The sequence below is a fragment of the Aeromonas sp. S2(2024) genome (assembly GCF_041402505.1).
Classification (GTDB): domain Bacteria; phylum Pseudomonadota; class Gammaproteobacteria; order Enterobacterales; family Aeromonadaceae; genus Aeromonas; species Aeromonas media.
The window spans coordinates 232,693-257,160 of the sequence record NZ_JBGLRL010000005.1 but is presented as its reverse complement, the minus strand read 5'-3'; the positions used below and the strand labels follow the sequence as shown (position 1 = coordinate 257,160).

Here is a 24,468-nt window from a genome sequence, read left to right as displayed (position 1 = left end):
CGAGTTTGAATTCAGCAGTAAATGAGCGACGTAATCTTGTCATTGAACACCTCAAGTCATGGTGGCGACTGTACCACCTAAAATGGTGTCCGGGATGATTAGACCACTACATATATAACCGATGTTGCTTCAGGTAATAGATGAACTTCTCCATCAATAAGGCCGCGTTGGCCTCTTTCATCTTCGGTAGCAGTTGGTAGTAGATGACCCCTTGCCGGAAGAACGAATAGGTCCGGGTCTTGCTGGTGTTCACCTTGATGGTCCTTTCCAAGCCTGCGCTGTCCCCGGCCTTGCCCAGCAGGGTTAACAGCACGATGGCGAGTGCGCTGAACAGAAACAGTCGGTCCCGGCGAGCCGGGTTGCCAATGCGCACCTCTCCCATCCCCATGCCGAATTTGTCGTCCTTGATATCCCGAAAGCTGCTCTCGATACCCCAGCGTTGACCATACAGTTGCAGCGCTTTGGTTGCGCTCAGGTCGACCCGATTGCTGGCCAAAAACCAGGGCTCCTTCATGTCACTCTTCTGACAGCAATAGACCCGCTCCACAGGCTGGCGCTGCTTCGTGAGTTCCACCTCTTTGAGCGTGCGGGTTCGCCCCGTCGGAGTCAGCCAGTCACGTGCAGGAACTTGCTGAGGTACCCTGATTTTCACAGACAGTCCCGATTGTTACGATGAGACAATCGGGGGTATCGAATGAAATCAAGAGAACACTATTCACCAGAGTTTCGAGCAGAGGCGGTTCGGCTGGTGCTGGAGCAAGGCCTCAGCCAGGCAGAAGCAGCCAGAAGACTCGGCATTGCCAAAGGCACATTGGCCAATTGGGTTGCTGCCGCTAAAGGAGGGCAAGAAAAATCGGCACCAGGAGGACGTTCTGTCGCTGAGCTGGAAGCAGAAGTGGCCCAGCTACGCAAAGCGCTCGCACAAGCCAACATGGAGCGCGACATCATAAAAAAGCCGCGTACTTTGCTCAGGAGTCACTGCCAAGTACGCGTGGATAGCCAACCAGCAGGACTTCTATCCCGTTTCCGTTATCTGTCGTGTGTTGGAGGTCTCTCGCGCGAGCTTCTATCACTGGCGTCAACGCCCACTGTCGCCGCGCCAACAAGAGGATGAGCGGCTCAAAGCCGCTATTCGGGCGGCCCACGGCAAGACGCGCCAGACCTATGGCGCAGTGCGATTACAGGCCGAACTGGCCGCTGAGGGATTTCACGCCGGGCGGGACCGGATTGGGCGGTTACGCCGCGAAATGGGGCTGTTTTGCAAACAGAAGCGCAAATTCAAGGCGACGACCCATTCCTCCCATTCCCTGCCAGTGGCGGAGAATGTCCTTGGCCAGGTTTTTTCGCCCACCAAGCCCAACGAAGTCTGGACGGGTGATATTACCTATATCTCTACCGACGAGGGCTGGCTCTATCTGGCAGGCCTCAAAGATGTGTTTACCTGTGAAATAGTGGGCTATGCGATGGGAGAGCGAATGACCTGCGGGTTGGTCAGTCAGGCCTTGTTCCGCGCCATGCAGCAGAAGAGGCCGCCAGCCGGGCTCATCCATCACACAGACCGGGGCAGCCAGTACTGTGCCAGGGCTTACCGGGCTCTCCAGGTACAATTTGGCATGCAGACCTCCATGTCACGCAAGGGGAACTGCTTCGACAATGCCCCGATAGAAAGCTTCTGGGGGTCTCTTAAAAATGAATTGGTTCACCACCATCGATTCAAGACGAGAGCGGAGGCCAAGGCAGCGATTCAGGAATACATCGAGATTTTTTATAACCGCCAACGTCGGCACTCACGACTTGGCCATGTCAGCCCGGCAGAGTTCACCAAGAGGTATTGGGGAACTGCTCAGGCTGCTTGATCCGGGACTGTCCGATCTTGTCAGGACACCTCATAACCGATGATCGCATCTTCCCCTACAACGGCAAGAGCGTCACCGCCGGTTTTCAGCGAGTCAGAACAGAGCTTGGTATTGAAGACTTACGCTGGCATGACCTACGCCGCGAAGGAGCCTGCCGTCTGTTTGAGGCTGGCTTCGTCGTCGATGAGGTCGCCCAAGTCACCGGCCACAGAAACATCAACATCCTCTGGCAGATCTACACCGACCTCTACCCCAACCGGGTACATGCCAAGTTTGAACGGCTACAACAGGCCAAGGTGGTAGAAAAGGCCAGATAAAGTGGGAAAAGTGGGAGCATCTGCTCCCATTCACAGGCCTTTGATATCACCGTACGAGAATGTACTACCAACCTAGCGCATCTTTCGCAGCCCTAGGCTGTGTTCCTAAAGTGGTTGAAAAACGGTCTCCCCACTTTATAGAGCCCTATCCCGCCAAAAACACAGCATTTATTCACTTCCAAACCACGTAAATGGGCCTCTTTAGAGGCCCAGTTCATGGCTTGAAATTGCTGCGCCTGAAATATGAACACTTTGAGAACATAGCCTAGGCAGACGCAGAGATTTCAAGCTCACTTCATCGTGATGACAGCACTAACCTGAATCGCTGATGGGAGCATAATCGGCATTATGCTACCCATCCCCATCCATATTTTTGTCCAACCGACGTCGGCTTCGAGATGATTTGACCACCACAGTAACTACGGGAAACTGCACAACTCTTAATCAGTTGAGTGGTGCTACATTTTATTGTCATCACTTTAAAAGCGCAGCTAAGGCTGCGTCAAAATCAAAACGATCCACCTGCTGCGCGACCCTGGCCAGGCGTTCGGCCAATTCGGGCTGCAGGGAGAGGGCTTGCAACTCTACCAGCTCCTCAAACGCCTCGCTGTCGCTCTCTGCCAGCAGTTGGCCAAGTCTAGCCAATCGTGGCTGCAGAGCACCATCGGGAAGGGCTACCGACGGTGCAAGCCCCTGCGATCCTGCATCCAATCCGGCTAGGGCGGTGAGCACGGGGGCTAGGCTTTGTTCCACCCTGATGAGCGCAGTTTGGATTTGCTCACCGCTCGCGCCAGATTGACAACACCGCTCCAGCTCGGCCGCCGTCTGAGCGACCCCGAAGGCACCGATGTTGCCGGCCGTCCCCTTAAGGCTGTGCGCTAGCCGGGTCGCCGCCGTGGCGTCGGGATCCGCGAGGGCGGCCGCGAACTGCGCGGCAAAGCCCTGGTTGGCGACACGGAACTTGCCAAGCAACCGCTGATAGAGCTCGGCCTTACCCTGGCAGGTGGCCAGGCCGGCAGCTTGATCGATGCCATCCAGCTCGGTAGGCAAGGAACCTGTAGGCGGCACAGCCTCGGGCGCAGCCACGCTGGCCACCACTGGTTGGCGGGGACGTGGCTTGATCCATTTGGCCAAGGTCGCAAACATACTGGCCACGTCGAGGGGTTTGGCGATGTGATCGTTCATACCACAGGCAAGCGCCCGCTCCCGATCACCGCTCATGGCGTTGGCGGTCATGGCGATCACCGGCAGCGTGGCAAAGCGCGACTGCTGGCGGATCAGACTGGTGGCAGTATAACCGTCCATCACCGGCATCTGGCAATCCATCAGCACGCCGTCGAAGTCGGCGTCCTGCGCCAGCAGATCGAGGGCCTGCTGACCATTCTCTGCCTGGCTGAGCTCGATACCCACCTCCTGCAGCAGCTCGCTGGCCAGCTCGCGGTTCAATTCGTTGTCCTCCACCAGTAGCAGGCGGGCACCGCGCAGGCTGGCCGTTGCGCTGGCGTTCAGTTCGCCGCGCTCGGTCGCCCGGCTGTCGACGTGCGAAACCTTGCCGAACACACTGCCCAGTGCCTCCAACAGGTTGGAGGGGGTCACCGGCTTGGTCAGCACCACGGGCAACTCCACCCCCTGCGACTCGGCTTGCTCCCGTACCTCCTCGCGGCCAAAGGCGGTGACCATGATCACCGACGGCGTCTTTGCCAAGCTGGCCGTGTTCATCTGCCGCACCGTCTCCACCCCATCCATGCCCGGCATGCGCCAATCCATCAGCACCAGATCATAGGGCAGCGATTTGCGCTCGGCCGCCACCAGCATCGCCAGGGCGGCATGGCCACTGTCGGCCACGTCCACCTCTATGCCAAAGCTGCTGGCCATGCCGTAGAGGATCTCGCGGGCGCTGGCGTTGTCGTCCACCACCAGGGCCCGCACACCGAACAGCTCGTCCTGGGTGAACATGCGTCGTGGCAACTCGCCATCCTGGCGTCCCAGCATGACGCAGAAATGGAAGCAGGAGCCCTTGCCCTGCTCGCTTTCGACCCAGATGCGCCCCCCCATCAGCTCGACCAGGCGCTTGGATATGGCCAAACCCAGACCGGTACCGCCGTACTTGCGGGTGGTCGAGCTGTCGGCCTGGCTGAACGACTGGAACATTCTCGTGCACTGCTCGGCGCTCATACCGATGCCCGTATCCCGCACCCAGAAATGCAGTTCAAGGCGCTCGCCATCGTCGCCGAGCTGCTCGGCCCCCACCACTATCTCGCCCCGTTCGGTGAATTTGGCCGCGTTGTTGCCAAGGTTGATCAGGATTTGCCCCAGCCGCAGCGGGTCGCCGACCAGCGCCGTCGGCAGATCGTGCGCCGTGTCGAACAGCAGCTCCAGCCCCTTCTCCTCGGCCCTCAGGCCAATCATGTTGGCGAAATTGTCCAGCACGTCCTCCAGACGGAAGGGGATAAGCTCCAGCTCCATCTTGCCCGCCTCGATCTTCGAGAAATCGAGGATGTCGTTGATGATCCCGAGCAGATTCTCCGCCGAGCGGTGCACCTTCTCGATATAGTTGCGCTGACGGCGATCCAGCTGGGTGCGCAGGGCGAGATGGCTCATGCCGATGATGGCATTCATGGGGGTACGGATCTCGTGGCTCATGTTGGCGAGGAAGGCGCTCTTGGCCTGGGTAGCCTCTTCCGCTACTGCCCGCGCCTCGGTCAGCGCCGTGACATCGATGTTGACCCCGGTTGCGCGCAGCGGAGTACCGTCTGGCGTGCGTGTGAAGCGGCATAGCGACTTGAAGGTTCGCACTGCCCCGTCACTTTGACGCACGATGCGAAAGTCGAACTCAATCCGATCGCCCCCCCCCTCGATCGCGCGCTCGAAGAGCTGGCTGGCTGACTCGACATCGTCGGGATGCAGCAACCTCTTCCAGTGCTCCAGGGTGCCGCCGAAGCCCCTGGGCTCGAGCCCGAACATCTGCTCCAGTTGCGGCGTCCAGTAGTTGCGGCCGGTCACGAGATCGATGTCGAACAGGCCGATGCCGCCCGCTTCCTGCGCCAGGGTCAGGCGTTCGCTGGCCGTGCGCAGGGCCTGCTCAGCTACCCTGCGCTCGGTGATGTCGCGGATGGCGCTGGATACCAGCACCCCGTCCTCGGTCTCGATGGGGCTCAAGCTGATCTCTACTGGAAACTCTCGGCCGTCCCTGTGCAATCCGAACAACTCCTGTCCCTGCCCCATGGCCCTCGCTTGAGGCTTGCCGAAGAACTGGCCACGCTGTGCCGGGTGATGGGTGCGGTAGCGCTCCGGCACCAGAATCTCGATCTTGCGCCCCAGCAGATCCTCGCGACGCCAACCGAACAGCTCGATTGCCCGCCGATTGACCAGCACTATGTCGCCCTCATGATTGACTATCACCATGGCATCGGGTGCGGACTCGAGAAGATCCTTAAACTTGCGCTCGGCCGCCCGACGCCGGGTAATATCTCGATACACCACCACAGAGCCGATCAGGGTGTCGTCCTTTTTCACCGGGGTGGTCGAATACTCCACAGCCATGGGAGTGCCATCCTTGCGCCAGAGTACCTCACTGTCCACCGAGCGAGGCTGGCCGTCACGCCCGGTCAGGTACATGGCACACTCCTCAAGGGGAAACTCGCTCCCATCGGCATGATGGTGATGCACCAGCGCATGCATCTGCCGACCGACCAACTCATCCATGCGGAAGCCAAGCATGGCCGGCGCCGCAGGGTTGGCGAAGGTCATCACCCCCTCGGTATCCAACCCGACGATGCCATCGTTGACCGATTCCAGGATCAGCCTGGTGCGCTCCTCCAGCACGCTGCGCTCGTGCAACTCGCGCAATGTCGCCTGCTTGCTCATCAGCAAGGCAAGGCTGAAGGCGATCACCGGCACCGCATCGGCCAGTACCTCGTCTTGATAGCGGGGGACATTCAGATATCCCAGCTCCAGCACAGCGATCACCCCATCCGTACCATGGATGGGGACGATGGACAGCGTGCGGGGTACGGCTGAAAGAATTCCCGACTGGATCCTCAGCGCCTCGTCCGGCAAGTTCTGGCACTGTATGACCCTGCCCGTCGCCACGGCCTCGCCAGCCAGCCCCTCACTCACCTTGAACGGCCTGCAACTCGACGGTTCGATGCCAAATCCGGCCAGGCAGCGAAAATCGCCTTCGGCCTCATCGTGGACGAAGAAGGCCCCCACATCCGCCCCCAGCCAAGGGATCAGATATTGCAGCACCCGCTGGCCGAACTGGGCCAGATCATCGCTGTTTTGCAGTTGCTGCGACAACTCGCCAGCCCGCGCCTTACCCCCCAGCACGGTTTCCTGTCTGCTCGCCTCCTCACGGATCCGGCGCAACGCCAGATTGAAGCCGCGGATCAGGCCGGCGAGCTCCTGATGCTGACCCTCCGGCAACTCGGTGATGCTGCTGGCGGTCTCACCGCTCTGTCCACTGAGCAGCATAAGAGCCTCACGCAATTCGGCCAGCGGCCGGAAGACGATGCGCAGGCTGGTGAGCAGCAGGATAATCAGCACCAGATCTACGGCCAGGATCTGCAGGATCAGCTGGTAGAAGTTGCTGCGGATGGTTGCGTCGAGTTTGTCGCGGGAGAACTGTATGCGCAGGAGGCCGATACGCTCATCCGGCTTATTGGTGAGGACGATACCCTTCTCCAGAGTGATCGCCTGCTCCGGCAAGCCGCCCTTGAGCGCCACGATAGCTCCAGTGGTATCACGGCTGAAGGCGGCGACCGTCACGTCATTCACATCCCTTATTTCAAGTGCGGCAATCTCGGGTATAGCCAGTTGTGCACGCAGGACGTTGGCGATCGCATCCTTGTTAAGCTCCCACAGTGGGGTTGCCGCGCTCTGAGCGATACGTTTCAACGCTCCTACCTGCAGATCGCCGAAGCGCTCGTTCAGTTCGCCGACAAGGCGCGAGTGGCCATAGAAGCCTAAAACGGCCAGGGTCAGGGTAACGGCCACCATGAGCAGGACCGACAAACGGACACGCAGTGAATGAAACACACAGCCTCCTTGCTAGGGCTCAACGGAGAAATATCGCTCGGTGTACTTGCGGTAAATGGCCTCATAGCGCCCATCCTTGCGCATGAGCGCTATAGCCTTGTCAAAACTGTCGCGTACCGCCGGGTCAGTAAAGGCGGCCTTGAAGCGCGTCGGCGGGAAGATATCGTAGCTGATAACCTCCTGCCCGGGCTCAACTTGGCGTTCGGCTATCAGTTTCTGGTGGTAATAACGGAAGATGCTCTCATCCATGACTGCGACATCGATCCGGCCGAGCAACAGCATGTGAACCTGGCTCTGTTGCTGGGCCAGCTCCTTGTAGCGGGGGTTGCCGGCAACGGCCCGAGAAAACTCCTCCCCCAGATAGCGATCGGCATACTGGAAGGCGATCACAGACTTGCCGCCCAGATCGGCAACGCGATGAATGACCTGCTGGCTGGACTTCAGGACAAAGGCCCGGTTGTGGTATTGCATGAAGTAATCGGAATATTTAGCTTTCAGGCCCGAGCTCTCCTGAATGATGGTCGTGCCGTCGACCTGCCGGTCGGCAAACATCCTGAAACCGCGTTCGATGGGCACATAGATCGGCTTGACCTGATACCCGCCCTCCGCCAGCGCAGTGCGAACTATGTCCATCAGGATGCCACTGCCATCTTCGAATACATAGGGGGGCGTGTACTGGCTGAAGACGATCTTCAGCTCGGTCGCGAACGCCTGGCTGCCGAGACAGATAAACAGAAACAGGGCCCTGAACAGCCGCATCAACATGGTGTCTTCCCCTTAATGTCCTGCTCATGGTCGCTAAAGCGCTCGGCGATGGCCTTGAATTGCTCGGCAGCCGACAGGAAGGCGGCACAGACGTCCGGATCGAAGTGCCAGCCTCCACCCTGACGGATGATATCCACCGCCTCCTCGTGCGGCATGCCCGGCTTGTAGACCCGACGGCTGATCAGCGCATCATAGACATCGGCCACCGCCATCAACCTGGCGCTGATGGGAATGGCATCCCCGGCCAACCCCTGCGGGTAACCGCTGCCGTCCCACTTCTCCTGATGGCAGTAAGCGATCTCCTTGGCCAGGCGCAGGAAATCCACCGAGACTCCCAACTGATCCTCGGCATGCTGGATGGCATCCCGCCCGAGCGTGGTGTGGGTCATCATGATCTCAAACTCTTCCACCGTTAAGCGACCGGGTTTCAGAAGAATACTATCAGGGATACCGACCTTGCCGATGTCGTGCAGGGGAGCCGACTTGAACAGCAGCCTGATGGTGTCGTCATCAAGGAAATAGCTGAAACGGGGGTGATCCCGCAACAGTTCGGCGAGCAGCTTGACGTAGTGCTGGGTGCGGCGGATATGGTTGCCGGTCTCGTTGTCACGTGTCTCCGCCAGGGAAGCCATGGCCTGGATGGTCACCTCCTGGATTGCCATCACCTCGCGGGTGCGACGCTGGACCTCCTGCTCGAGAAAATCATTCTTATCCCGCAAAAAATCGGCGGCCGCCTTGACCTTCAACTGGTTCTCGACCCTAGCTAATACTCGAGGTGGACTGATGGGCTTGGTAATGTAATCGACGGCCCCCAGTGCCAGCCCCTGGATCTCGCTCTCAACCGCCGCCATGGCAGTTAGGAAAATGATGGGAATATGGCGGGTGCGGACATCTTGCTGCAACCGCTCCGCCACCTGTAATCCGGACAGACCCGGCATCATGATATCCAGCAGAATGAGATCCGGCAGGGGATCTCCCTCCAAGATACGCAGCGCCTTCTCACCGTTATTGGCGAGCTTGACCCTGTACTTGTCCTTGAGCAACTCTGCCATCAGCATCAGATTGTCAGGGGTATCGTCCACTACCAGTATGGTGGCGGGTTGATGGAAATTATATGAGTCTCTCATGATAGGCGTCATTCATGTTTAATTGAGAGGTATAGGTAACATGTTTAAAAACAACACAATTTACAAAAAACGTAACGCTTAGTATGAGCTAACGATAGTACATGTAGTGATGTGATGGACGCCCCTACCCAGCGCAGTCAGCTTTATACTTAGATTGGCTGCGTTCAACCTTGTAGAGCATCATATGAATATCGCCAAGGTGGTTACAAGCAGGTCCCACATCTTTTATGGAATGAGCTGTCCAAGGTCTCTGCACCAAGTAGTTGTGAAATTTTTCAATTTCTTTATAAAGGGTACTTATTCGCACCCTCCCTTATACGGGGTCAGCATGCCGATGATTGCGTCAGCCACTGCGCTGGCCGTCTTGTTGGAGACATATCGCACCAGATAGAGTCCCATCACGCCGTCATTCCAACCGCTTGTAAATCCGCGTATCGCTGGTCGATTTCCGAAACCAGTAAAAATCAGGCAGCCCTGCGAACACCCTGCGCCAGTCGAATACTTCGGCCGATAATCGATCCGCCATCTTGACGATGGTCTCCGGCATGTACTGGATAAGCGGCTTGCCAATCGATGCGGACAAGCAGGCCGACAGGGCTTCAAATGCGCGGGGATCTTGGCTCATCAGGCTTTGCAGATAAGGCTCCAATTTCATGAAGTTTAATGCTTCATGTTGTGAGCAGATCCCCTCCCCGGCTTCCACGTTGTAGTAGAGGTAGAGTTTACCCACATCGTGCAACAATCCCCCTAGGAAGGCGACGTCGGCGGTTCGTCCATCAAGCCGATATTGACGACACAACATCCTGGCAGTCATCGCCACTTCTACACTGTGCTCCAGCAAGCCACCCACATGGTCATGATGATGGTGATGGCTCGCCCTGCCTCGATAAAACCCGGTGATAAAATTCCGGTCACGTAAGATCCCGAGGAAAAAGAGCCGTAACCCGCCGGGCGGTAACATGGCATAGAAGCGCCACAGTGCCTGGATCATCTGGCCATGCGACTCATTAAAGGCCAATTCAAGGTGAAACTCCCACAGCTGGCGACCCTCTTCCCCTACCATTTCTTCCAGCCCGCGACAGCTGTGCAATGTGACAGACTGATGCTCCATCCCCAGCATCGCCAGTACCAACTGCCCCGACGGCGCAATAGTTGCCATGCACTTTTCTGAGACAGAGACCCGATAAACGGCCTTTGGCGATAACAATTCCCAGCACTCATATTCGCCATCGCTATCCGTCAGTCTGGTTGCCCACATCAGTTCGCCGCATTCCGCATATTCAGTGACGTGTACCATGACCCGCCTCCCCATCGTGTGAATCCCACCCTTCCGCCAGCGCCTTCGAGGCAAGCCGCTGCTGCTCGAATACCGCCAACATCTGCTCAAAGGCATGCCCATCCCGACCCGACAGATCAGGCACGTAACGGGAATAGACCCGGAATAACATCTGAGTGCTGTTATGGCCCAGTTGCTTTGCTATCCACTCAGGGCTCTCACCAGCCGCGAGCCAGAGCGTGGCGGCGGTATGCCTTGTCTGATAGGGCTTGCGCTTCTCCAGCTTCAACAACGACAGCAATGGGTACCATACCCGATTGGCCACATTGCGATCCTCTAACGGGTTGCCGTGCTTCGTGCAGAAAACAAACCCATCTGGTGAGACCTTGCCATCGTAGCGGTCGCGTTGAGTGAGAAATGCCTGATAAACCTGCTCACTCATCTGCACCGCGCGATAGGAGCCATCGGTTTTCGTCGGGATCAGTTCATTGCGGACCCATGCCTGATACACCAGGATCTGCCGGCGCTCGAAATCGATGTGGCGCCAGGTTAAACCATGGATCTCGCTCGAACGTAGCCCGGTAAAAAACCGGATGGTGTAATAAGAGCGAAAGTCAGCCCTCACCACAGCCAGCAGTCGACCAATCTCTTCAAGACTGAAGGGCATGATGTTGCTACGGGGGATCTTGAGTGTCCGGATATTGCGCCAGGGCGAGTCAAAGCCAAACCGATCTGCCGCATCTGCCAACATCATGCGAAGCGGCGTCATGATGTGGTTGACCCGTGAGGCTGAGATCGGCTTGCCACCTCTCCCGGGCAAACGAGCGATCATTGTCCTAAATGCCAAGATCGCAGACTTATCGATCACGCTCAGCGGCTGATTGCCAAAGTGCGGCAGTAGATGACAATCAAGAATGTCGCGGATGGTCTCCTGCTGGGAGGTTCGCCACTCGGCCGATTTTTCCTGGTACCACTGCTCAGCAAAGTCAGACAACAGAGGGCACCCAGCCCGCAACACGGCTTCCCGCTCGGCCAGTTTGGTGAAGTAGGCACAACGCGGGCTGTTTGGGAAGGTTTTGCAAAAATCAAACTGCCCGAGGGTGATTTGTGCCTCCAACCGTTCACAATACTGCTTCAGTTTGTGGCGATTTTGGCTTGTATCGGGTAACCCAGTGCGCTCACGACAGCGCTTCCCCTTGAAGCAAAAATCGAGGTAAAGCAATTGGTTAAGGCCATATACTGTTGCCATAAGAATCCACCTTTCCTAGCCCTGAAACGACTCGAACATTGCGCTGTGCTTGAGCATTTCCTCTTCGATAGGCTCCCAGAGAAACAACAACTTACGACCGCCAAACGGGCGAATATAGTGCAGCCCTTCGAGCAGGACGGAGTCCTTCAGCTGATTGCGGATAGTACGTGGATCGAACTTGATGCGAGCAGAGAGCTCTTCTGTTGTCAGGTAGGTGTATGCCATAATCATATCCTCTCTTTTTTCTCTTCAAAAAAAACAAATGCACCACAGGAGGGATTTTAGCACCATAAATCGTCAGCGCAACGATTTTTGCTACCCTGCAGGTCTTTTTTCTATGGAGGAGTGATGATTAAGTGCCATCTATCCCGAATTTTGGGTGAACGGAAACTCAAAGTTGCCGAAGTTGCCAGAGATACGGGTATCAATCGAAATACTTTGCATCGTCTCTACAATGAGACGGCAACGCGAGTGGAGTTAGAAGTAATAGAACAGCTATGTCACTATTTAAGAATTGAGATTGGTGATTTGTTTGAAGTGGTGGGTCACCCCCCCGAGAATCTCGGTGGAATGTAACAAAAGACTCTTACGAGACAACCCAAAGGTCTGGTTTAACGAGGTCGGGGGAACGGTGGCGTGGTAGTCAATCTGACCATCCCAGCCTTCCTCACCTCATAAATATGCACTTTCCCATCGATACTCCGGATAAATTTTCATCCCCCTTGAGATGAGGTAAAAAATGAGCCGAAGTCGACGAAAAACCCCCATGTTTGGCTACACAACAGCAACGTCTGAAGCTGAAGACAAGCGGATTTGGCACAAACGCTGGCGCGCTCAGTTACGTGGCCAGCTATCACGCGACGCAACGACGGATGACTTTTTGCCAATACTCCAACGTGCCGTTTCGAGCCCCTGGAACATGGATAAGGATGGGAAAAGCTGGTTCAGTCCTCGTCAGCAGTGCCTGCAAGCAGAGCAATTCCTGCCCCTTCAGGTCCTAACAACATCAGATGCGCAGCGAGCAGTGGTCAGGCAGCTGGCAAAATGGCGAAGCAAATAGATTTTCATTATATTTCAGCATGTTGTATGTTCAATCTGTAAGCTCACGCGCGGCTTGACGTGCAAAGTCGGCTTTCTTCTTGTTGCTTAGCGATGCCAGGTCTTGGATGCTCATTACCTTCAGCGCCACGACATAGGCGACTGTTCGCAGCAACGGTGTGCTGTAGCGCGTCACCGGTTTTACCGTGTCAGCGTTTTGCTGCCGCTCAGTAAAACGCTGACAGATCCCCGCCTCGTCAGGATGGATTATTCGCAGTAGTGCCCGGTTAGCCCCGCTTTTCTCAATAAATTCACTCTTCACTTGATATCTTGAGATGACCTCCCGCCATGGGGTCTTTTCAGTCCGTTTGGCGCCACATCGTACCTCGATCGAAATCCGTGTTGCTGGCAGCAGTAACACCGTCACACTCAGGAAGGCTTGCAACATCTGTGGATCCGTGAAGGGGATCCCAGTGTTGCGAGTATTGCTTCGGACTAGCAGATAGCCAATCCATTCGATGAAAGCTTTTCGTTGCAGGCGATACACCTTGCGAGCCCGTTTAACCACGACAGGGAGTTCGGCTTGCTCCTTATGACTGCGCAATGCTCCTGGAAGCAAAGTCAGATGATGTGACGTTGAGTAGAGCAGTCGCTGTGCTCCTCGCTGAGTCTTAAATGCTTTAAGCAAATGAATTTTTTCGACTAACTCATCGACCACAGCGGGTGTCAGTTGATAACGATTGAGTTGATCGGTGATATCTTCATGCCGAGCGATCCGTGCGATCAGCTCCAGAGTGGCATCAAAATCCAGCTTGTGTTTAACCAAGGGAGGGTAAGGTGCACACTCCTCCAGGACCCAGGAGACCCGTTGAAGATGAGGCGAAAGCGACTGGATCAGGGCCTCCTGGCAGCGCTGCCATGTCAATGGCCCCTCCAACCAGTCGTTCTGTGTGAGCTTTGCACGAGACAGCCCGGTGAAGTAGTTTCGCAGTGACAAAGACCAGTCGTACTTGGCCTGCAATAGGCACGCTGCATTGACCCAGTGGGTAAAGTGTAAATATGAGTGCAACGTCGTCTCCGGGCTCTGATGTCCGGCAAACTGGGCCAGCGCCCAATAATCCCCCTGAGTGGGTGAATGTGTGATGGTCTGGTAGATAGCCGCACACTGTGCGGCCGACCAAGGCAGGAAATGTTTCCACCCTGGCAAACTGTGCAGTGCCAGAGCTTCGTGATGTAACACCAGTTGCAGGCGGCTCAATGCCGTATGCCGTAGATGATGGAAGGTATAGTGTTTCCCCCCAACCTGCTGGAGGATGGTCGTTAATGGTCCCCTGATCTCTTCATCCGACATCGGCGTCAACCAACCGCTCTGTGAGGGAAACGCCAGCACGTTCGCATTTTTCGCCATTCGCGTCCATAACCCAGACAAGTACGCATCCAATCGAGAGCGCTCTTCCGGGGTCAGCAAGACCCCCAGGGGGATCTTGCGGGTGGCACTGTCACTCTTGCCATCATCAAGCCGGGTATCACGGATATATAGCCAGCACTCTGGACTGCGTTCGATATCTTTCAACCTGAGCTTTTGGATCTCGCTCAAGCGCAGTCCAGCACGATAAGCCACGATGTATAACACGCTCAGACACTCTCGGTAACTCGATGAGGTGTGCGTCATCCGCTCCATTCCACGCAGCAACTGTCGAAAGAGAGGCTCACTGAGATAGGTAGCTCGCACATGGGGCCGCTGGCGCTCGCGCGGGACCAGTTCTTCCGGCAATGGGGCCAATTGGTAGCTTGCCACCGCGTAGCTGTGCAGGCTGGTCAAGCGCGCAGCCATGTAGCTGACAGCATTTTTTTGGCTAACGGGCGCCTCGGAAGTGGAACTTTCCGGCTCTGGGGAGGGGGCGCTTTCCAGATCCGTATGTTCAACCGCATCAGAGAGCGCTGGGTCGACGACCAGATTTGAAGTTCCCCCATACTCTTCCAGCAATGCTCGATAACAGCTCAGAAAACGATCGCCATCCCATAAGCCGAGATCATGGTCAAAGCACCGATCGAGCCATTGCTGACCACCGCGACTAAGATAACTGCGCAGCGTCGAAGGCTTGTTTTTGTTCTTTGCGATGCATTGATGTAGCCACCCGACCAGGATCTGCTCTGACTTGCTGAGGGTCTGATCATTGCGCAACCGGTTCAGTCCTGCGAGGCAGCTTGCCTTCGTCTGCTTGCGAGTCGCGCTCTCCTTTTCCGCCAACACCGTTCGCAACCGAGCCAGTAAGGATGAATAAGGGTGGTCTTCGCCATGGTAGCGCCGACGCTTGGAACTGCCTGCCGTCAGGTTATCGATTAATCCGGTACTCGCCTCCTGCGCCAAAAACACCGCTTGGAGACCATCCCCAACCGTCGGATGATGCAGTGAAAGCCAGAGTTCATGAGGCAGCGGCACACTGTGTAACGCCCCAGATGCCACATGAGTCAGGATCTGTGGCCAGCGGACCCCGGCTTGCCCACCGGTTACCAGACTCGCTCCTTGGCAAAACTCTTTGATCCCGCGCAGGGGTGCAGTCAGATTTCTCTGGGCCCATAAGCTGAATGTGTCGAGTTCGACGGCAAGCTCAAACGTTTTGCCGCGCCGACGATACCAGCGCTGTACCAACCCCAGAGTCGGCAGGCTTAGGAAAATCTGGAGCTCGGTAACCCCCTTCCCTGCGCTATCGTGCACATTGGTGGCCAACGCCTTGCTCTCTATCGTCAAAGGCAACCAAACAACTGAGCCATTCGTGCATAATCTTCGCCGCTCAGCGATGGCCAGCATCAGTGCGTGCAAAATCGCCGTCTGGTGTACACCGCAGTAAAACACCGCGCTATGAAAAATGTCGGCCAGTAAATCTTCAGCTTCGATCAGGCTAGTGCCGCCGGCCTCGATCTGTCTATGCCAGTTCAGCAGCGCTTGACTACAGCGCTGCGCTTTGTCAAACCACTTTTCAGTGTAAGGTAGCGGGCGCCGAAGCACCGTCAGGGGGATTGTCGGCAACGGCAACTGCCAATACCCGCTGGTATTGCCCTGCTGCAGGCAAAGCAGGATGGCTCGCAGCCCAGCCTTGAATTCAGACTGTCGCCTATACTTGCCCGTCAACGTGCTCATCGCCAATGGCCACAGATACTCAAACCCTCGGTCATCGGCTGGCTCCTTGAACAAGCCGGGTAGATGTTTCAGCAGCGCATCCAGTGCTCGACGCTCTATCAGCTGCTGGGCACGTTTGAGACGATCCTGACGCAAAGCCCGACCAGACCGAAGAAAGTTAGCTGTACGCTCATCTTCCTGTCGAAGCCGTTCACGCCAATCGATCAGTGGATTGCCCATTCGCCCATCACCTTCAACCCGAGCGTCTGATGCCATCTGTCCAGCACGTCCGTCAGGGTAAATAGATCGCTCAACGCCGCACTACTGTACTGGTTTGTGAACTCTGTCCCCATCTCCTCATGACCAAGCAGCGCATCGATAAACTCGGTGGCCACGCCTTGCTCCAGCAGGTGGCTGCGCACCGAATGGCGATGCCAGTTTGGCGCCAGGGGCAACAGATTTTCGAACTGCCTCATCATCGAATTTGGGGTGACGATTTCTGTGCCTTCCAGGCTGCCATCCTTGGCCTCGACCGCCCAGAACAGGAGCGCTCCAGCTCCACTCAATGCTTGCTCCGCCGCCGAAACTAACGGCGCCAGCAACGGCTCACGCTGACATGCCAAATATGTCAAATAGCGCTCCCAGGCTTGCAGTTGCTGCACTGCCAACGCTGGCAATGGCACCAACCTGGCCGAGCTCACAGATCGTCCCTCTTTGTCTGTCAGCCGGATAAAGCGACTGATGAGGCAGTAATCGCCACGCCTGCCGTACATCTCCGTCACGGGCCTGGCGGCAGTAGAAAGATGGAGGATCAACAAACTGTGGCGCACGAGGAGGTTATGATATTGCGTCAGCGTTGGACGCTGCTGCCGTGGCCCACTGAGTCGTGCACAGAGGTACTGCTGATACGTGCCTAGGAGTCGAGCAAGCTCGTCAACGCTAGGATAGAGGCGTGATCCGACAGCACCTTGTTCTAATTCCGGTGCCAGCACCACCGCGGTCATCCCCATGGAGGCCAGATAACTGCGCCAAATCTGCAACGCTTCTCTACGTGGCAAGTGACTGTAGGCCATTGGGGAACATTGCTGAGCCGTCTTGCCACGTAGGATACCGGCAATGGCGCTATCGGTCCCCTCTCTTTGCAACCAAGCACGCTGGTAGTTTTGCAGCTGTCTCATGGTCAACGCCGTGCCAGCCCGCGCATTTGCTCGCACTAAACAGTCCGCCAGCACGCTACTACTCAATGCCCTCCAACCATGTCCCACCAATAAATGAGTGGCCCATTTTGGCAAAGGCAGTTGCAAGAATAAGTCGCTCTTTGGCAAAAAAGAGTGCAATTTCTTATGCGCTCGACTGTGGGCAACCTCTACATAGCGTTGTAGATACGCCCCATGAGGAAGCCGCCAAATACCGCTGGCATTCTTTGAGGGTCCGCTGTCATCGGTAAATCGAGAGCCAGGAGCAGGCAATTTAATCTCAGTACTCGGCCAGACCGGCAGCTTGTGCAAGTCCTCGCTACTCATGCCCATCACCAGTTGCAGCAGGATCGACAGCGCCGGCAACGCCGTTTCATCGACCGCCTGAGGCATCAAGGCATCGACGAGGCGTGTGATCTGTGACGCTGTGGCAATCCAAAGGTTGGCCGGCAACTGCAGATGACGCATCGACATGGAGAGCGCTACCGAGGCGCTTTGCAAAACCCTCGCCTGAATATCCATCAACCCCTGTGGCTGAGAGGACACCAGCAGCGTCTGCTGCTCAGGGAGGGTTCCTCGCTCCTCTTCTCCCTCCCACTCAGTCAGTTTGACTCTGCCGCGCTGCAGCAGAACCTCCCGTAGCAACAGGATTTGGGTCTGCTCGTCAAGCTGCTCCTGATAACGCGCCTCCAGTTGGAACCGCTGGCGTTCGCCGGTTGACCGGGTACCCGTTTTGATATCTTTGGCTCGCGCCTTGTAGAGTCGGCTCAGTAGGGCCTCTAAGGCCCCTGTATTGACGCTCACCTGCTTGTTATTGGCATATTGCTCTCTCTGGATCTTGATGGCTTGCAATAGCGTCAATATCGGCTGCGTAAAATCGACCTCAGACAGGGCCTTGATCATCACCTCGCGCTGATTGTTCGCCATCAGCCTGACGTTGCGCAGCGCCTCTTCGACCGTTTGGTCCCGCTCGGCAATACCCTGAGAAAAATTGATATGTGATAACGCCAAGACGGCCAGGATCGTCACGGACTTGAGCTGAGCAAATAGCTCACCGTTGAGGCTATGGCCGCTACGCAATTCCGCCAAGATGGCGTCAACGAGATAGAATTGGCTGAGTCTCCGATCTTTACTCAATCGCTCACGCATTTGCATGGCAGAGAGTGGCGATGGGGGCTGCATCTCTTTGGATGAGACGGAGTCGATCCACTGCAACTCAGCGGCCAACAACGCGGTCAGTGTTGGGTCCAATCCCAGGATCCCCTGACAGCAGGCTTTCAACGATTCAAGGATTTGCCGGTGCCACTCGGCCAACGCCTCCGGAAACACCAGCTGTCGGGTAAGGGAACGGGCGGGTTCAGCGTCAAGACCCTCCACTTCCTGCTCCTGCGAAAGGTCATCACTCATCGGCCAACCTCTGTAAGAAGAAGTTAGGTTCGGGCACCGATACCGTCCCGTTCTTTTTGTCTTTTTGCCGGGGCTTGCTCAGTGCCTCCTGAGCATGCGCCAACTGTTCCCGGGACAACCCGCACACCCTGGCCCAATAGTCTTGAGACAACCGCTTCTTCTGAAACCAGTTAAAACGCTGCTCGTCTGTCAGAACGCGATTGAAAATTCGTCGGCTGCATTCGATGAGACGGGGCTCCCCTAATAGCGTCATCAACCTCAGCCACTCCCCGGCCAGCTGCTGCTCGACCTCACCATCACTCAGCCCGCAGGGGATCAGTCGTTGCCCAGGCGGCGGTTTGATTGGCGACGGCCAAGACAATACTGGCAACAATGGCCCTACGATCATAAGCGCACTGCCCACATCATCGCCTGACGACAAGGGACGATAGAGAATAATGGCTGACTCCCAGAGCGTATGGAATTGATCGGCAATCGGCAGCCCAGTCTTGAAGCCCAACTCCAACCACGCCTCACGAAACGCGACTAACGCCGGATGGATCTGATAGTTCCCTGACTCCTTCGTCCTCATGTAAACCCCGTGTATCACCCGTTACTAACACATTACATAAAAATGTACTTTGTTTTCAAACAGTTCCTTAGCGATAAACCGGTTCAGCCACACACCAAACCTCTGAACCTGCGCATGGCAGGCCTACCGCAGGCAGGTACTGTGAATGAAGTAAGGAATGGAGATGCAATTCACCAAGTGGGTAATCGTCGAGGGAACGGGATCATTTAGCCGATATGCAAGGAGGGATGTGACTGACTCGGGTGACGTCAATTGAACAATGCTTGGCTTTCTCCTGCACATGCTGGGCACCGCCGTCGAGCGGTAACGCCTTCAGCGAGATAGGTCGCCATCAAACGACGACGCCATGCTCAATCTGACCGATGAGATCGATAACTGCCTGAGCTCCGACAGCGGTCGTCAGGAAAGTAGCAGGAGGGTTTCCTCCCAGCGCCCGGGCAGGTTTGTTCAACCACTCAAGCGCCTTCCCCCTGTCCCCCTCGAACAGCGACTCCGCTGCCTCCATCACGCTAACGAATGAATAGATACGGGCACTCTGAGCGTGGGACAGCAGGGCCGCCGCAGTGCGCTTGCGTGTCACCGTCGAGCGGTCAATGCCGACCAGCTGACAGACTATCTTGACGTCGCAGCCCAGCAACGCAGCCAGTTCATTGACAATGGAGGGAGCCATTCCAGCCACAATGAGATGATGCGCCCCCACAAGATCCTTGGGCAAGGCCAGCGAGACCATCAGCCCCTTCGGTTGGTGGATCTGGCGAACAGAACGATAAGCAGCGTAGGACATGGCGAAGCGGCTCCTTGTGTCATTGCGCCTTTAAACTAGCCCATCTAAACCATACCATCAACGATGAAGGACTCTTTCAACCCCCAAATGTTAACATATGAAGCCACCGCAAAACTGCGCCAAACTTGCCACTAAAACTGGCGCAGTTTAGTTAACTGCGCCAAAATGGCGCCATATGTATGAAAAACGCGCCAACAAACACGATGCCAGTGGCCACAGACCTACTAGAGACTATCAGGGGATCTGAAAGCAGATTGACGCTGGCTGAACTGCTGGGCCACCAGCCGAACATTGCTAGACGAACCGCACAGCGCCTGATAGCTAAGCTGATTGAAAGCGGCCATATCACAGCCCAAGGCGAAGGACGGGCTCGCCGCTATCATGCTGACTCCGAGAGCCATACCGAGCCCCGGATAGCCAAGGTGGACAGTTTCCCCGCATTCATCCCACTCTCTGCTGACAGCCTGGATATCCTTGCCTATACCGACCAGCCCCTCCCGGCCCGCAAGCCCGTGGGCTATCAGCATGATTTCTTGCAGACATATCATCCCAACGAAACCTGTTACCTGTCCGAATAACTGCGCCGTCAGTTACACAACATGGGCAAGACCACAGACATCGATCAGCCTGCCGGCACATACAGTCGAGCGATCCTGAACCGCTTGTTGATCGACTTATCATGGGCGTCGAGTCGCCTGGAAGGTAATACCTACAGCAGGCTAGACACCCGCTAACTTATCGAGCGCGGCAAGGCTGCGCCGGGTAAGAGAACCATCGAAACGCAGATGATCCTGAACCATAAAACCGCGATCGAGTTACTGGTCGAAAACATCGACTGTGCCGAGTTTAACCGCTACACCCTATTGAACTTACACAGCGCCTTGGCGGAAAACTTGCTACCCAACCCTGCCGATGAGGGGCGCATTCGCCAACATGCTGTCGACATCGGCAAAAGTATCTATCGCCCATTATCCACGGCACAACAAATCGAAGAGGTGCTGGACGAGGTTCTGAGCAAAGCCAATCAGATCCACGATCCGTTTTAACAATCGTTTTTCATGATGGTGCACTTGCCCTACCTACAACCTTTTGCCGACATCAATAAAAGCACTTCCCGCCTGGCAACGAATCTCCCCCTGTTTCGTGGCAACCTCTGCCCGCTCACCTTCCTCGATGTACCAGAACAGGCCTACAGCCACGCCACCCTCGGTGTATACGAAATGACCCGCATCGAACTGCTACGCGACCTGTACGTGTGGGCTTATGAACGTTCAACCCAAGAATATCTCGCCATCCAGCGGGATCTCACTGAACCTGATCCACTTCGCCTAGCATGGCGGGATCTTATCAAACAGACTGTCCACGGAGTCGTCACGTCGCTACAACTTGATCCACTCAGCACCATTGAACAAGCGGTGTCAGAGAACGTCCCGCAGCAAGAGCGATCGGCCGTACAGGCACTGATTGTTGAAGAGTTACGAAGGTTGCATGAAGGCGTTCTGGCACGCAATAGTTTACGGCCCTCGGAGTTTATCGCGTGGAAAGCGCAACATGGGCGCTGATTGATACTGTGACAATCGTCGAGTTGAGTATCTATTAAGGTATTCCATAATGGGGAGCTCTATGCCGAGGACATCATCATGAGTTACCAAATCCTGGCAGCCACCACTGCCAGTATCACAGAGCTCAGACGCAATCCAATGGGGACCATCAAAGAGGGAAAAGGCGACGCCGTCGCCATCCTCTATTGTAACGAGCCCGCATTCTATTGTGTGCCGCCCGAGCTCTACGCCTACTATCTGGAACTGGCCGAAGATGCCGAGCTGAACCGTATTGTCGATGAGCGAGTCAAACGGTCGGAGTTCGTCAGCGTCAACCTGGAGGACCTATGATTTAGAATCTGTTCACGATCACCTGAACAGGGGAACCAGAAACGCTAAATGGATGAATTGCAGGCTGATGTTGAGTTTTCGTTCGCAGTGATTCCAAAACTGAAAATCCAGGTAAAGAGGGCATCAACTGACATCACATGGCTCCAAAAAAGAGCACACAAAATCATAGTCAGATCGTGGGGTCAAACCTATTTGATTGATCAAAAAACACTCACACCCCCGCCCTGGGGGATTACCATAGGAATCCCTACCACACTTCGGTTACAGCGCCTCGTGCTACGATAAACATTCTGACTAAAATCCCGCATTCTCGCGACGGCCCGCTCCTGAGCCTCGACCGGCAATGCCGCTCGCAGGGTGGCAAAACGCTTGGCCATTACTCTCTCCTCGGTGATGAGCACCCGGCCACCAGCAGCTGGTGGTCGTGCTCGGACTTCGTGGGGCAGGCTGCGCCCAGCGGCAAGACGGTAGCCTGGTGGTTCATGTCGATGATGACGCAGGGATGGCCGCCACCCGCCGGTTAAACTCGGCAAACTCTTCAGCATTATCCTCCCAGCGCTCAATGCTGGCCGCCAGCAGGTCTATCAGCTGGACGTTGTTATCGTAGTCGTCCACCAGCTCATCTATCAGTGCCAGCGCACTTTCGTAGTCATGCTGGTTGTCGATATGGGTGAAGTAGGGCAGTTCGGCCAAGGCCTCTCGGAGCTGTACCAGAATGGGTTTCAACATGTCAGAGTTACCTTGTTGGTTGCGCAACCCCCGTTTTCGATAACGCTGGGGACCTGTCCAGTTTAGATCGTCAATGGAGGTGGCTGCTTGGTATGACACCATCACTGCATTTGCAAATTTTCCCGAAAAACCTCGGCCAGATTGGCAAAATTTCGTGCTCATTAATTCAAGAAGGTATTTAAAGACGCGAACGCGGGTGCGAGCCTATGAGCTCTCGTGAAGCGATCGCAACAATCATGGGCTCACTGACAGAGACGATCAACCGACGCACCATCGCTACCTTGGCTTTTGTTGCGCCTACCCCAGTGCACTCCTGTTGAATCTCGTTACACCTTGTTTTAATGGCCCCTTGAATCGAGAGTGCGACACCCATGCCTGAGGATCAAGGTCAAATACCGCCTTTAGCGTGTGAAAAAACATTTACCGCCCAAAACAGGTAAATATTGATATACCTGCCATAGCGTGTAAATTAAAAGAAATTACGCTACCAGGTAAGTCGAATCATGAAAGTAACCAGCGCCAAGCAGCTTAGTGCCTGTCTCAAGGATGCCAGGCTTTCGCAAAAGCTCTCCCAAGGCAAAGTGGCCGGTAAGGTGGGGATCAGGCAGGACACGGTGTCCAGCTTCGAGCTCAATCCTGAGTCAACCAAGCTGGAGACCTTGTTCAAGATCCTCGCCGCACTGGAACTCTCCCTCGATATCAGGCCCCGCACCGATCCTGCGGAAAACACCGCGCCTAGCTGGAAGGAGGAGTGGTAATGGCCAGCCTGACGGTCTACATGAACGGATACCGGGTAGGTACCTTTACCAAGGCAACCAATGGTGCTCACCAATTTCAGTACGATAAATCGTGGGTGAAGTTGCCAGGCAGCCGCCCCATCTCGCTCTCCATGCCATTACGCCAGCAGCGCTACCAGGGCGATGAGGCCTATAACTTCTTCGATAATCTGCTGCCAGATAACCCGGAAGTAAGAAACCGGGTGGTGGCGCGCTATCAAGCCGATTCCACCCAACCCTTTGATCTGCTCAGTTGCATTGGCCAGGACAGCGTGGGGGCATTGCAACTGGTGGCTCAGGGCAGACCTGTGCCAGACGTTAAGCGCATTGAGTGCAAGCCGCTCTCTGACACCGAACTGGAGCAGATCCTGACCAGCTACCAGCAAGGGATCCCGCTTGGTATGGTCAGGGAAGAGGACGATTTTCGGATATCCATCGCCGGGGCTCAGGAAAAGACTGCGTTACTCTACCTCGACAACCGTTGGTGCTTACCGCATGCAGCGACCCCAACCACCCACATTATCAAGCTGCCCATTGGCAAGATCGAAAGCCACTCCTACTCGATAGACCTCTCCCAGAGCGTAGAAAACGAGTATCTCTGCACCCTGATCGCCAAAGCATTGGGCCTTCCGGTTCCCCATTGCTTCATCATGCAGGTCGGCAAGGTCAAGGCTCTGGCGGTGGAACGCTTCGATCGGCGCTACGCCACGGATCGCAGTTGGATCATGCGCCTGCCCCAAGAGGACTTCTGCCAGGTGTTGAATGTACCGTCAGCACGTAAGTACGAGAGCCATGGTGGACCGGGCATTGCTGACATCATGACAACCCTGCTGGGATCGGCCACGCCGGAGCAGGATCGGTACCTGTTTATGAAGTCTCAGGTGTTGTTCTGGTTGCTGGCTGCCACTGACGGCCATGCCAAGAATTTCTCGGTGTTTATCGAACCGGAAGGGCGTTTCCGGCTTACACCGTTTTACGACATCCTTTCCATGTATCCTGCATTTGGTGGTAAAGGATTACATCCCCGTGATGCCAAGTTGGCCATGGGGCTTGCTGCAACCAAGGGCAAAAAATACGCGATAGAGCAGATATTTCCTCGCCATTTTTATCAGACGGCCAAGGCGATTGGTTTTGAACAAGCGCAGATGGAAAAAATAATCAGCGAGCTGACGGATAATCTGGATGAGTTAATATCAACCGTTCGTCAGCAATTGCCTGATACATTTCCCACTGAGATTGCTGATTCAATTTTGGGTGGACTCAGTTCGAGAGTCCGACGCTTAGAACGATAATTAACCAATATGACAAATACCCCTTGCCCCCATGA

Annotated in this window: 19 protein-coding genes and 2 pseudogenes; 9 read left to right on the top strand and 12 right to left on the bottom strand. The window is 55.8% G+C overall.

The window, feature by feature from the left end; genetic code table 11:
• Positions 1–106: 106 nt before the first annotated feature.
• A pseudogene (locus tag ACB039_RS08140) lies at positions 107–634 on the bottom strand (transposase); the annotation flags it as partial.
• Positions 635–694: 60 nt separating this feature from the next.
• On the opposite strand from ACB039_RS08140, the pseudogene ACB039_RS08135 reads away from it, so the two are divergent.
• Both ACB039_RS08135 and ACB039_RS08130 read left to right on the top strand, forming a co-directional pair.
• A pseudogene (locus ACB039_RS08135) lies at positions 695–1,856 on the top strand (IS3 family transposase).
• Between the two features lie 17 nt (positions 1,857–1,873).
• Positions 1,874–2,173, top strand: a complete 300-nt coding sequence (locus ACB039_RS08130; protein ID WP_371165457.1) for a tyrosine-type recombinase/integrase — start codon at positions 1,874–1,876, stop codon at positions 2,171–2,173.
• Between the two features lie 474 nt (positions 2,174–2,647).
• On the opposite strand, the gene ACB039_RS08125 is transcribed toward ACB039_RS08130, so the two are convergent.
• The 6 genes from ACB039_RS08125 to ACB039_RS08100 all read right to left on the bottom strand — a co-directional run bounded on the left by ACB039_RS08125 (position 2,648) and on the right by ACB039_RS08100 (position 11,852).
• Positions 2,648–7,210 carry a PAS domain S-box protein gene (locus ACB039_RS08125; RefSeq protein WP_371165456.1) on the bottom strand — a complete coding sequence of 1,521 codons (4,563 nt, stop codon included), beginning with the start codon at positions 7,208–7,210 and terminating at the stop codon, positions 2,648–2,650.
• A gap of 12 nt (positions 7,211–7,222) precedes the next feature.
• A complete protein-coding gene (locus ACB039_RS08120; RefSeq protein ID WP_371165455.1) occupies positions 7,223–7,975 on the bottom strand; it encodes a substrate-binding periplasmic protein in 753 nt (250 codons plus the stop codon).
• On the bottom strand, positions 7,969–9,102 hold the full coding sequence (locus ACB039_RS08115; RefSeq protein WP_371165454.1) for an HD-GYP domain-containing protein: 1,134 nt from the start codon (positions 9,100–9,102) through the stop codon (positions 7,969–7,971). Before ACB039_RS08115 ends, ACB039_RS08120 begins: the two co-directional genes overlap by 7 nt.
• A gap of 406 nt (positions 9,103–9,508) precedes the next feature.
• Positions 9,509–10,399, bottom strand: a complete 891-nt coding sequence (locus ACB039_RS08110; RefSeq protein ID WP_371165453.1) for an HDOD domain-containing protein — start codon at positions 10,397–10,399, stop codon at positions 9,509–9,511.
• Positions 10,383–11,627: a tyrosine-type recombinase/integrase gene (locus ACB039_RS08105; RefSeq protein ID WP_371165452.1), complete on the bottom strand. Its 1,245-nt coding sequence runs from the start codon at positions 11,625–11,627 to the stop codon at positions 10,383–10,385. The genes ACB039_RS08110 and ACB039_RS08105 overlap by 17 nt, the downstream gene beginning before the upstream one ends.
• 15 nt (positions 11,628–11,642) lie before the next feature.
• Positions 11,643–11,852, bottom strand: a complete 210-nt coding sequence (locus ACB039_RS08100; RefSeq protein WP_021140683.1) for a hypothetical protein — start codon at positions 11,850–11,852, stop codon at positions 11,643–11,645.
• 123 nt (positions 11,853–11,975) lie between these two features.
• Between ACB039_RS08100 and ACB039_RS08095 the strand changes: the two genes are divergently transcribed.
• A complete protein-coding gene (locus ACB039_RS08095) occupies positions 11,976–12,203 on the top strand; it encodes a helix-turn-helix domain-containing protein (protein WP_371165451.1) in 228 nt (75 codons plus the stop codon).
• A gap of 514 nt (positions 12,204–12,717) precedes the next feature.
• Here ACB039_RS08095 and ACB039_RS08090 read toward each other — a convergent pair.
• The 4 genes from ACB039_RS08090 to ACB039_RS08075 form a co-directional block, all read right to left on the bottom strand.
• Positions 12,718–16,026: a tyrosine-type recombinase/integrase gene (locus tag ACB039_RS08090; protein ID WP_371165450.1), complete on the bottom strand. Its 3,309-nt coding sequence runs from the start codon at positions 16,024–16,026 to the stop codon at positions 12,718–12,720.
• Positions 16,011–18,389, bottom strand: a complete 2,379-nt coding sequence (locus tag ACB039_RS08085) for a site-specific integrase (RefSeq protein ID WP_371165449.1) — start codon at positions 18,387–18,389, stop codon at positions 16,011–16,013. Before ACB039_RS08085 ends, ACB039_RS08090 begins: the two co-directional genes overlap by 16 nt.
• The gene (locus ACB039_RS08080) at positions 18,382–18,960 is read right to left on the bottom strand and encodes a hypothetical protein (RefSeq protein ID WP_371165448.1); all 579 of its coding nucleotides are present in this window, start codon (positions 18,958–18,960) and stop codon (positions 18,382–18,384) included. The genes ACB039_RS08085 and ACB039_RS08080 overlap by 8 nt, the downstream gene beginning before the upstream one ends.
• A gap of 331 nt (positions 18,961–19,291) precedes the next feature.
• Positions 19,292–19,744, bottom strand: coding sequence for an antitoxin Xre/MbcA/ParS toxin-binding domain-containing protein (locus ACB039_RS08075; RefSeq protein ID WP_371165447.1), 453 nt, complete (start codon positions 19,742–19,744; stop codon positions 19,292–19,294).
• A gap of 254 nt (positions 19,745–19,998) precedes the next feature.
• Here ACB039_RS08075 and ACB039_RS08070 point away from each other — a divergent pair, with 254 nt between their 5' ends.
• The 4 genes from ACB039_RS08070 (at position 19,999) to ACB039_RS08055 (ending at position 21,636) form a co-directional block, all read left to right on the top strand.
• Positions 19,999–20,322 (top strand): hypothetical protein, encoded by a 324-nt coding sequence (locus tag ACB039_RS08070; protein ID WP_371165446.1) that lies wholly within the window; start codon positions 19,999–20,001, stop codon positions 20,320–20,322.
• A gap of 207 nt (positions 20,323–20,529) precedes the next feature.
• Complete coding sequence (locus ACB039_RS08065) at positions 20,530–20,790, top strand: hypothetical protein (RefSeq protein WP_371165445.1); 261 nt, start codon at positions 20,530–20,532, stop codon at positions 20,788–20,790.
• Positions 20,791–20,814: 24 nt separating this feature from the next.
• The gene (locus ACB039_RS08060) at positions 20,815–21,306 is read left to right on the top strand and encodes a hypothetical protein (RefSeq protein ID WP_371165444.1); all 492 of its coding nucleotides are present in this window, start codon (positions 20,815–20,817) and stop codon (positions 21,304–21,306) included.
• Positions 21,307–21,384: 78 nt separating this feature from the next.
• Entirely contained in the window at positions 21,385–21,636 is a 252-nt protein-coding gene (locus ACB039_RS08055; protein WP_371165443.1) for a type II toxin-antitoxin system Phd/YefM family antitoxin, read from the top strand.
• 480 nt (positions 21,637–22,116) lie between these two features.
• Here ACB039_RS08055 and ACB039_RS08050 read toward each other — a convergent pair whose 3' ends face one another.
• On the bottom strand, positions 22,117–22,365 hold the full coding sequence (locus ACB039_RS08050) for a hypothetical protein (RefSeq protein WP_371165442.1): 249 nt from the start codon (positions 22,363–22,365) through the stop codon (positions 22,117–22,119).
• Positions 22,366–22,868: 503 nt separating this feature from the next.
• On the opposite strand from ACB039_RS08050, the gene ACB039_RS08045 reads away from it, so the two are divergent.
• Entirely contained in the window at positions 22,869–23,123 is a 255-nt protein-coding gene (locus ACB039_RS08045; RefSeq protein ID WP_371165441.1) for a helix-turn-helix domain-containing protein, read from the top strand.
• Positions 23,123–24,433, top strand: coding sequence for a type II toxin-antitoxin system HipA family toxin (locus tag ACB039_RS08040; RefSeq protein ID WP_371165440.1), 1,311 nt, complete (start codon positions 23,123–23,125; stop codon positions 24,431–24,433). Before ACB039_RS08045 ends, ACB039_RS08040 begins: the two co-directional genes overlap by 1 nt.
• Positions 24,434–24,468: the final 35 nt, after the last annotated feature.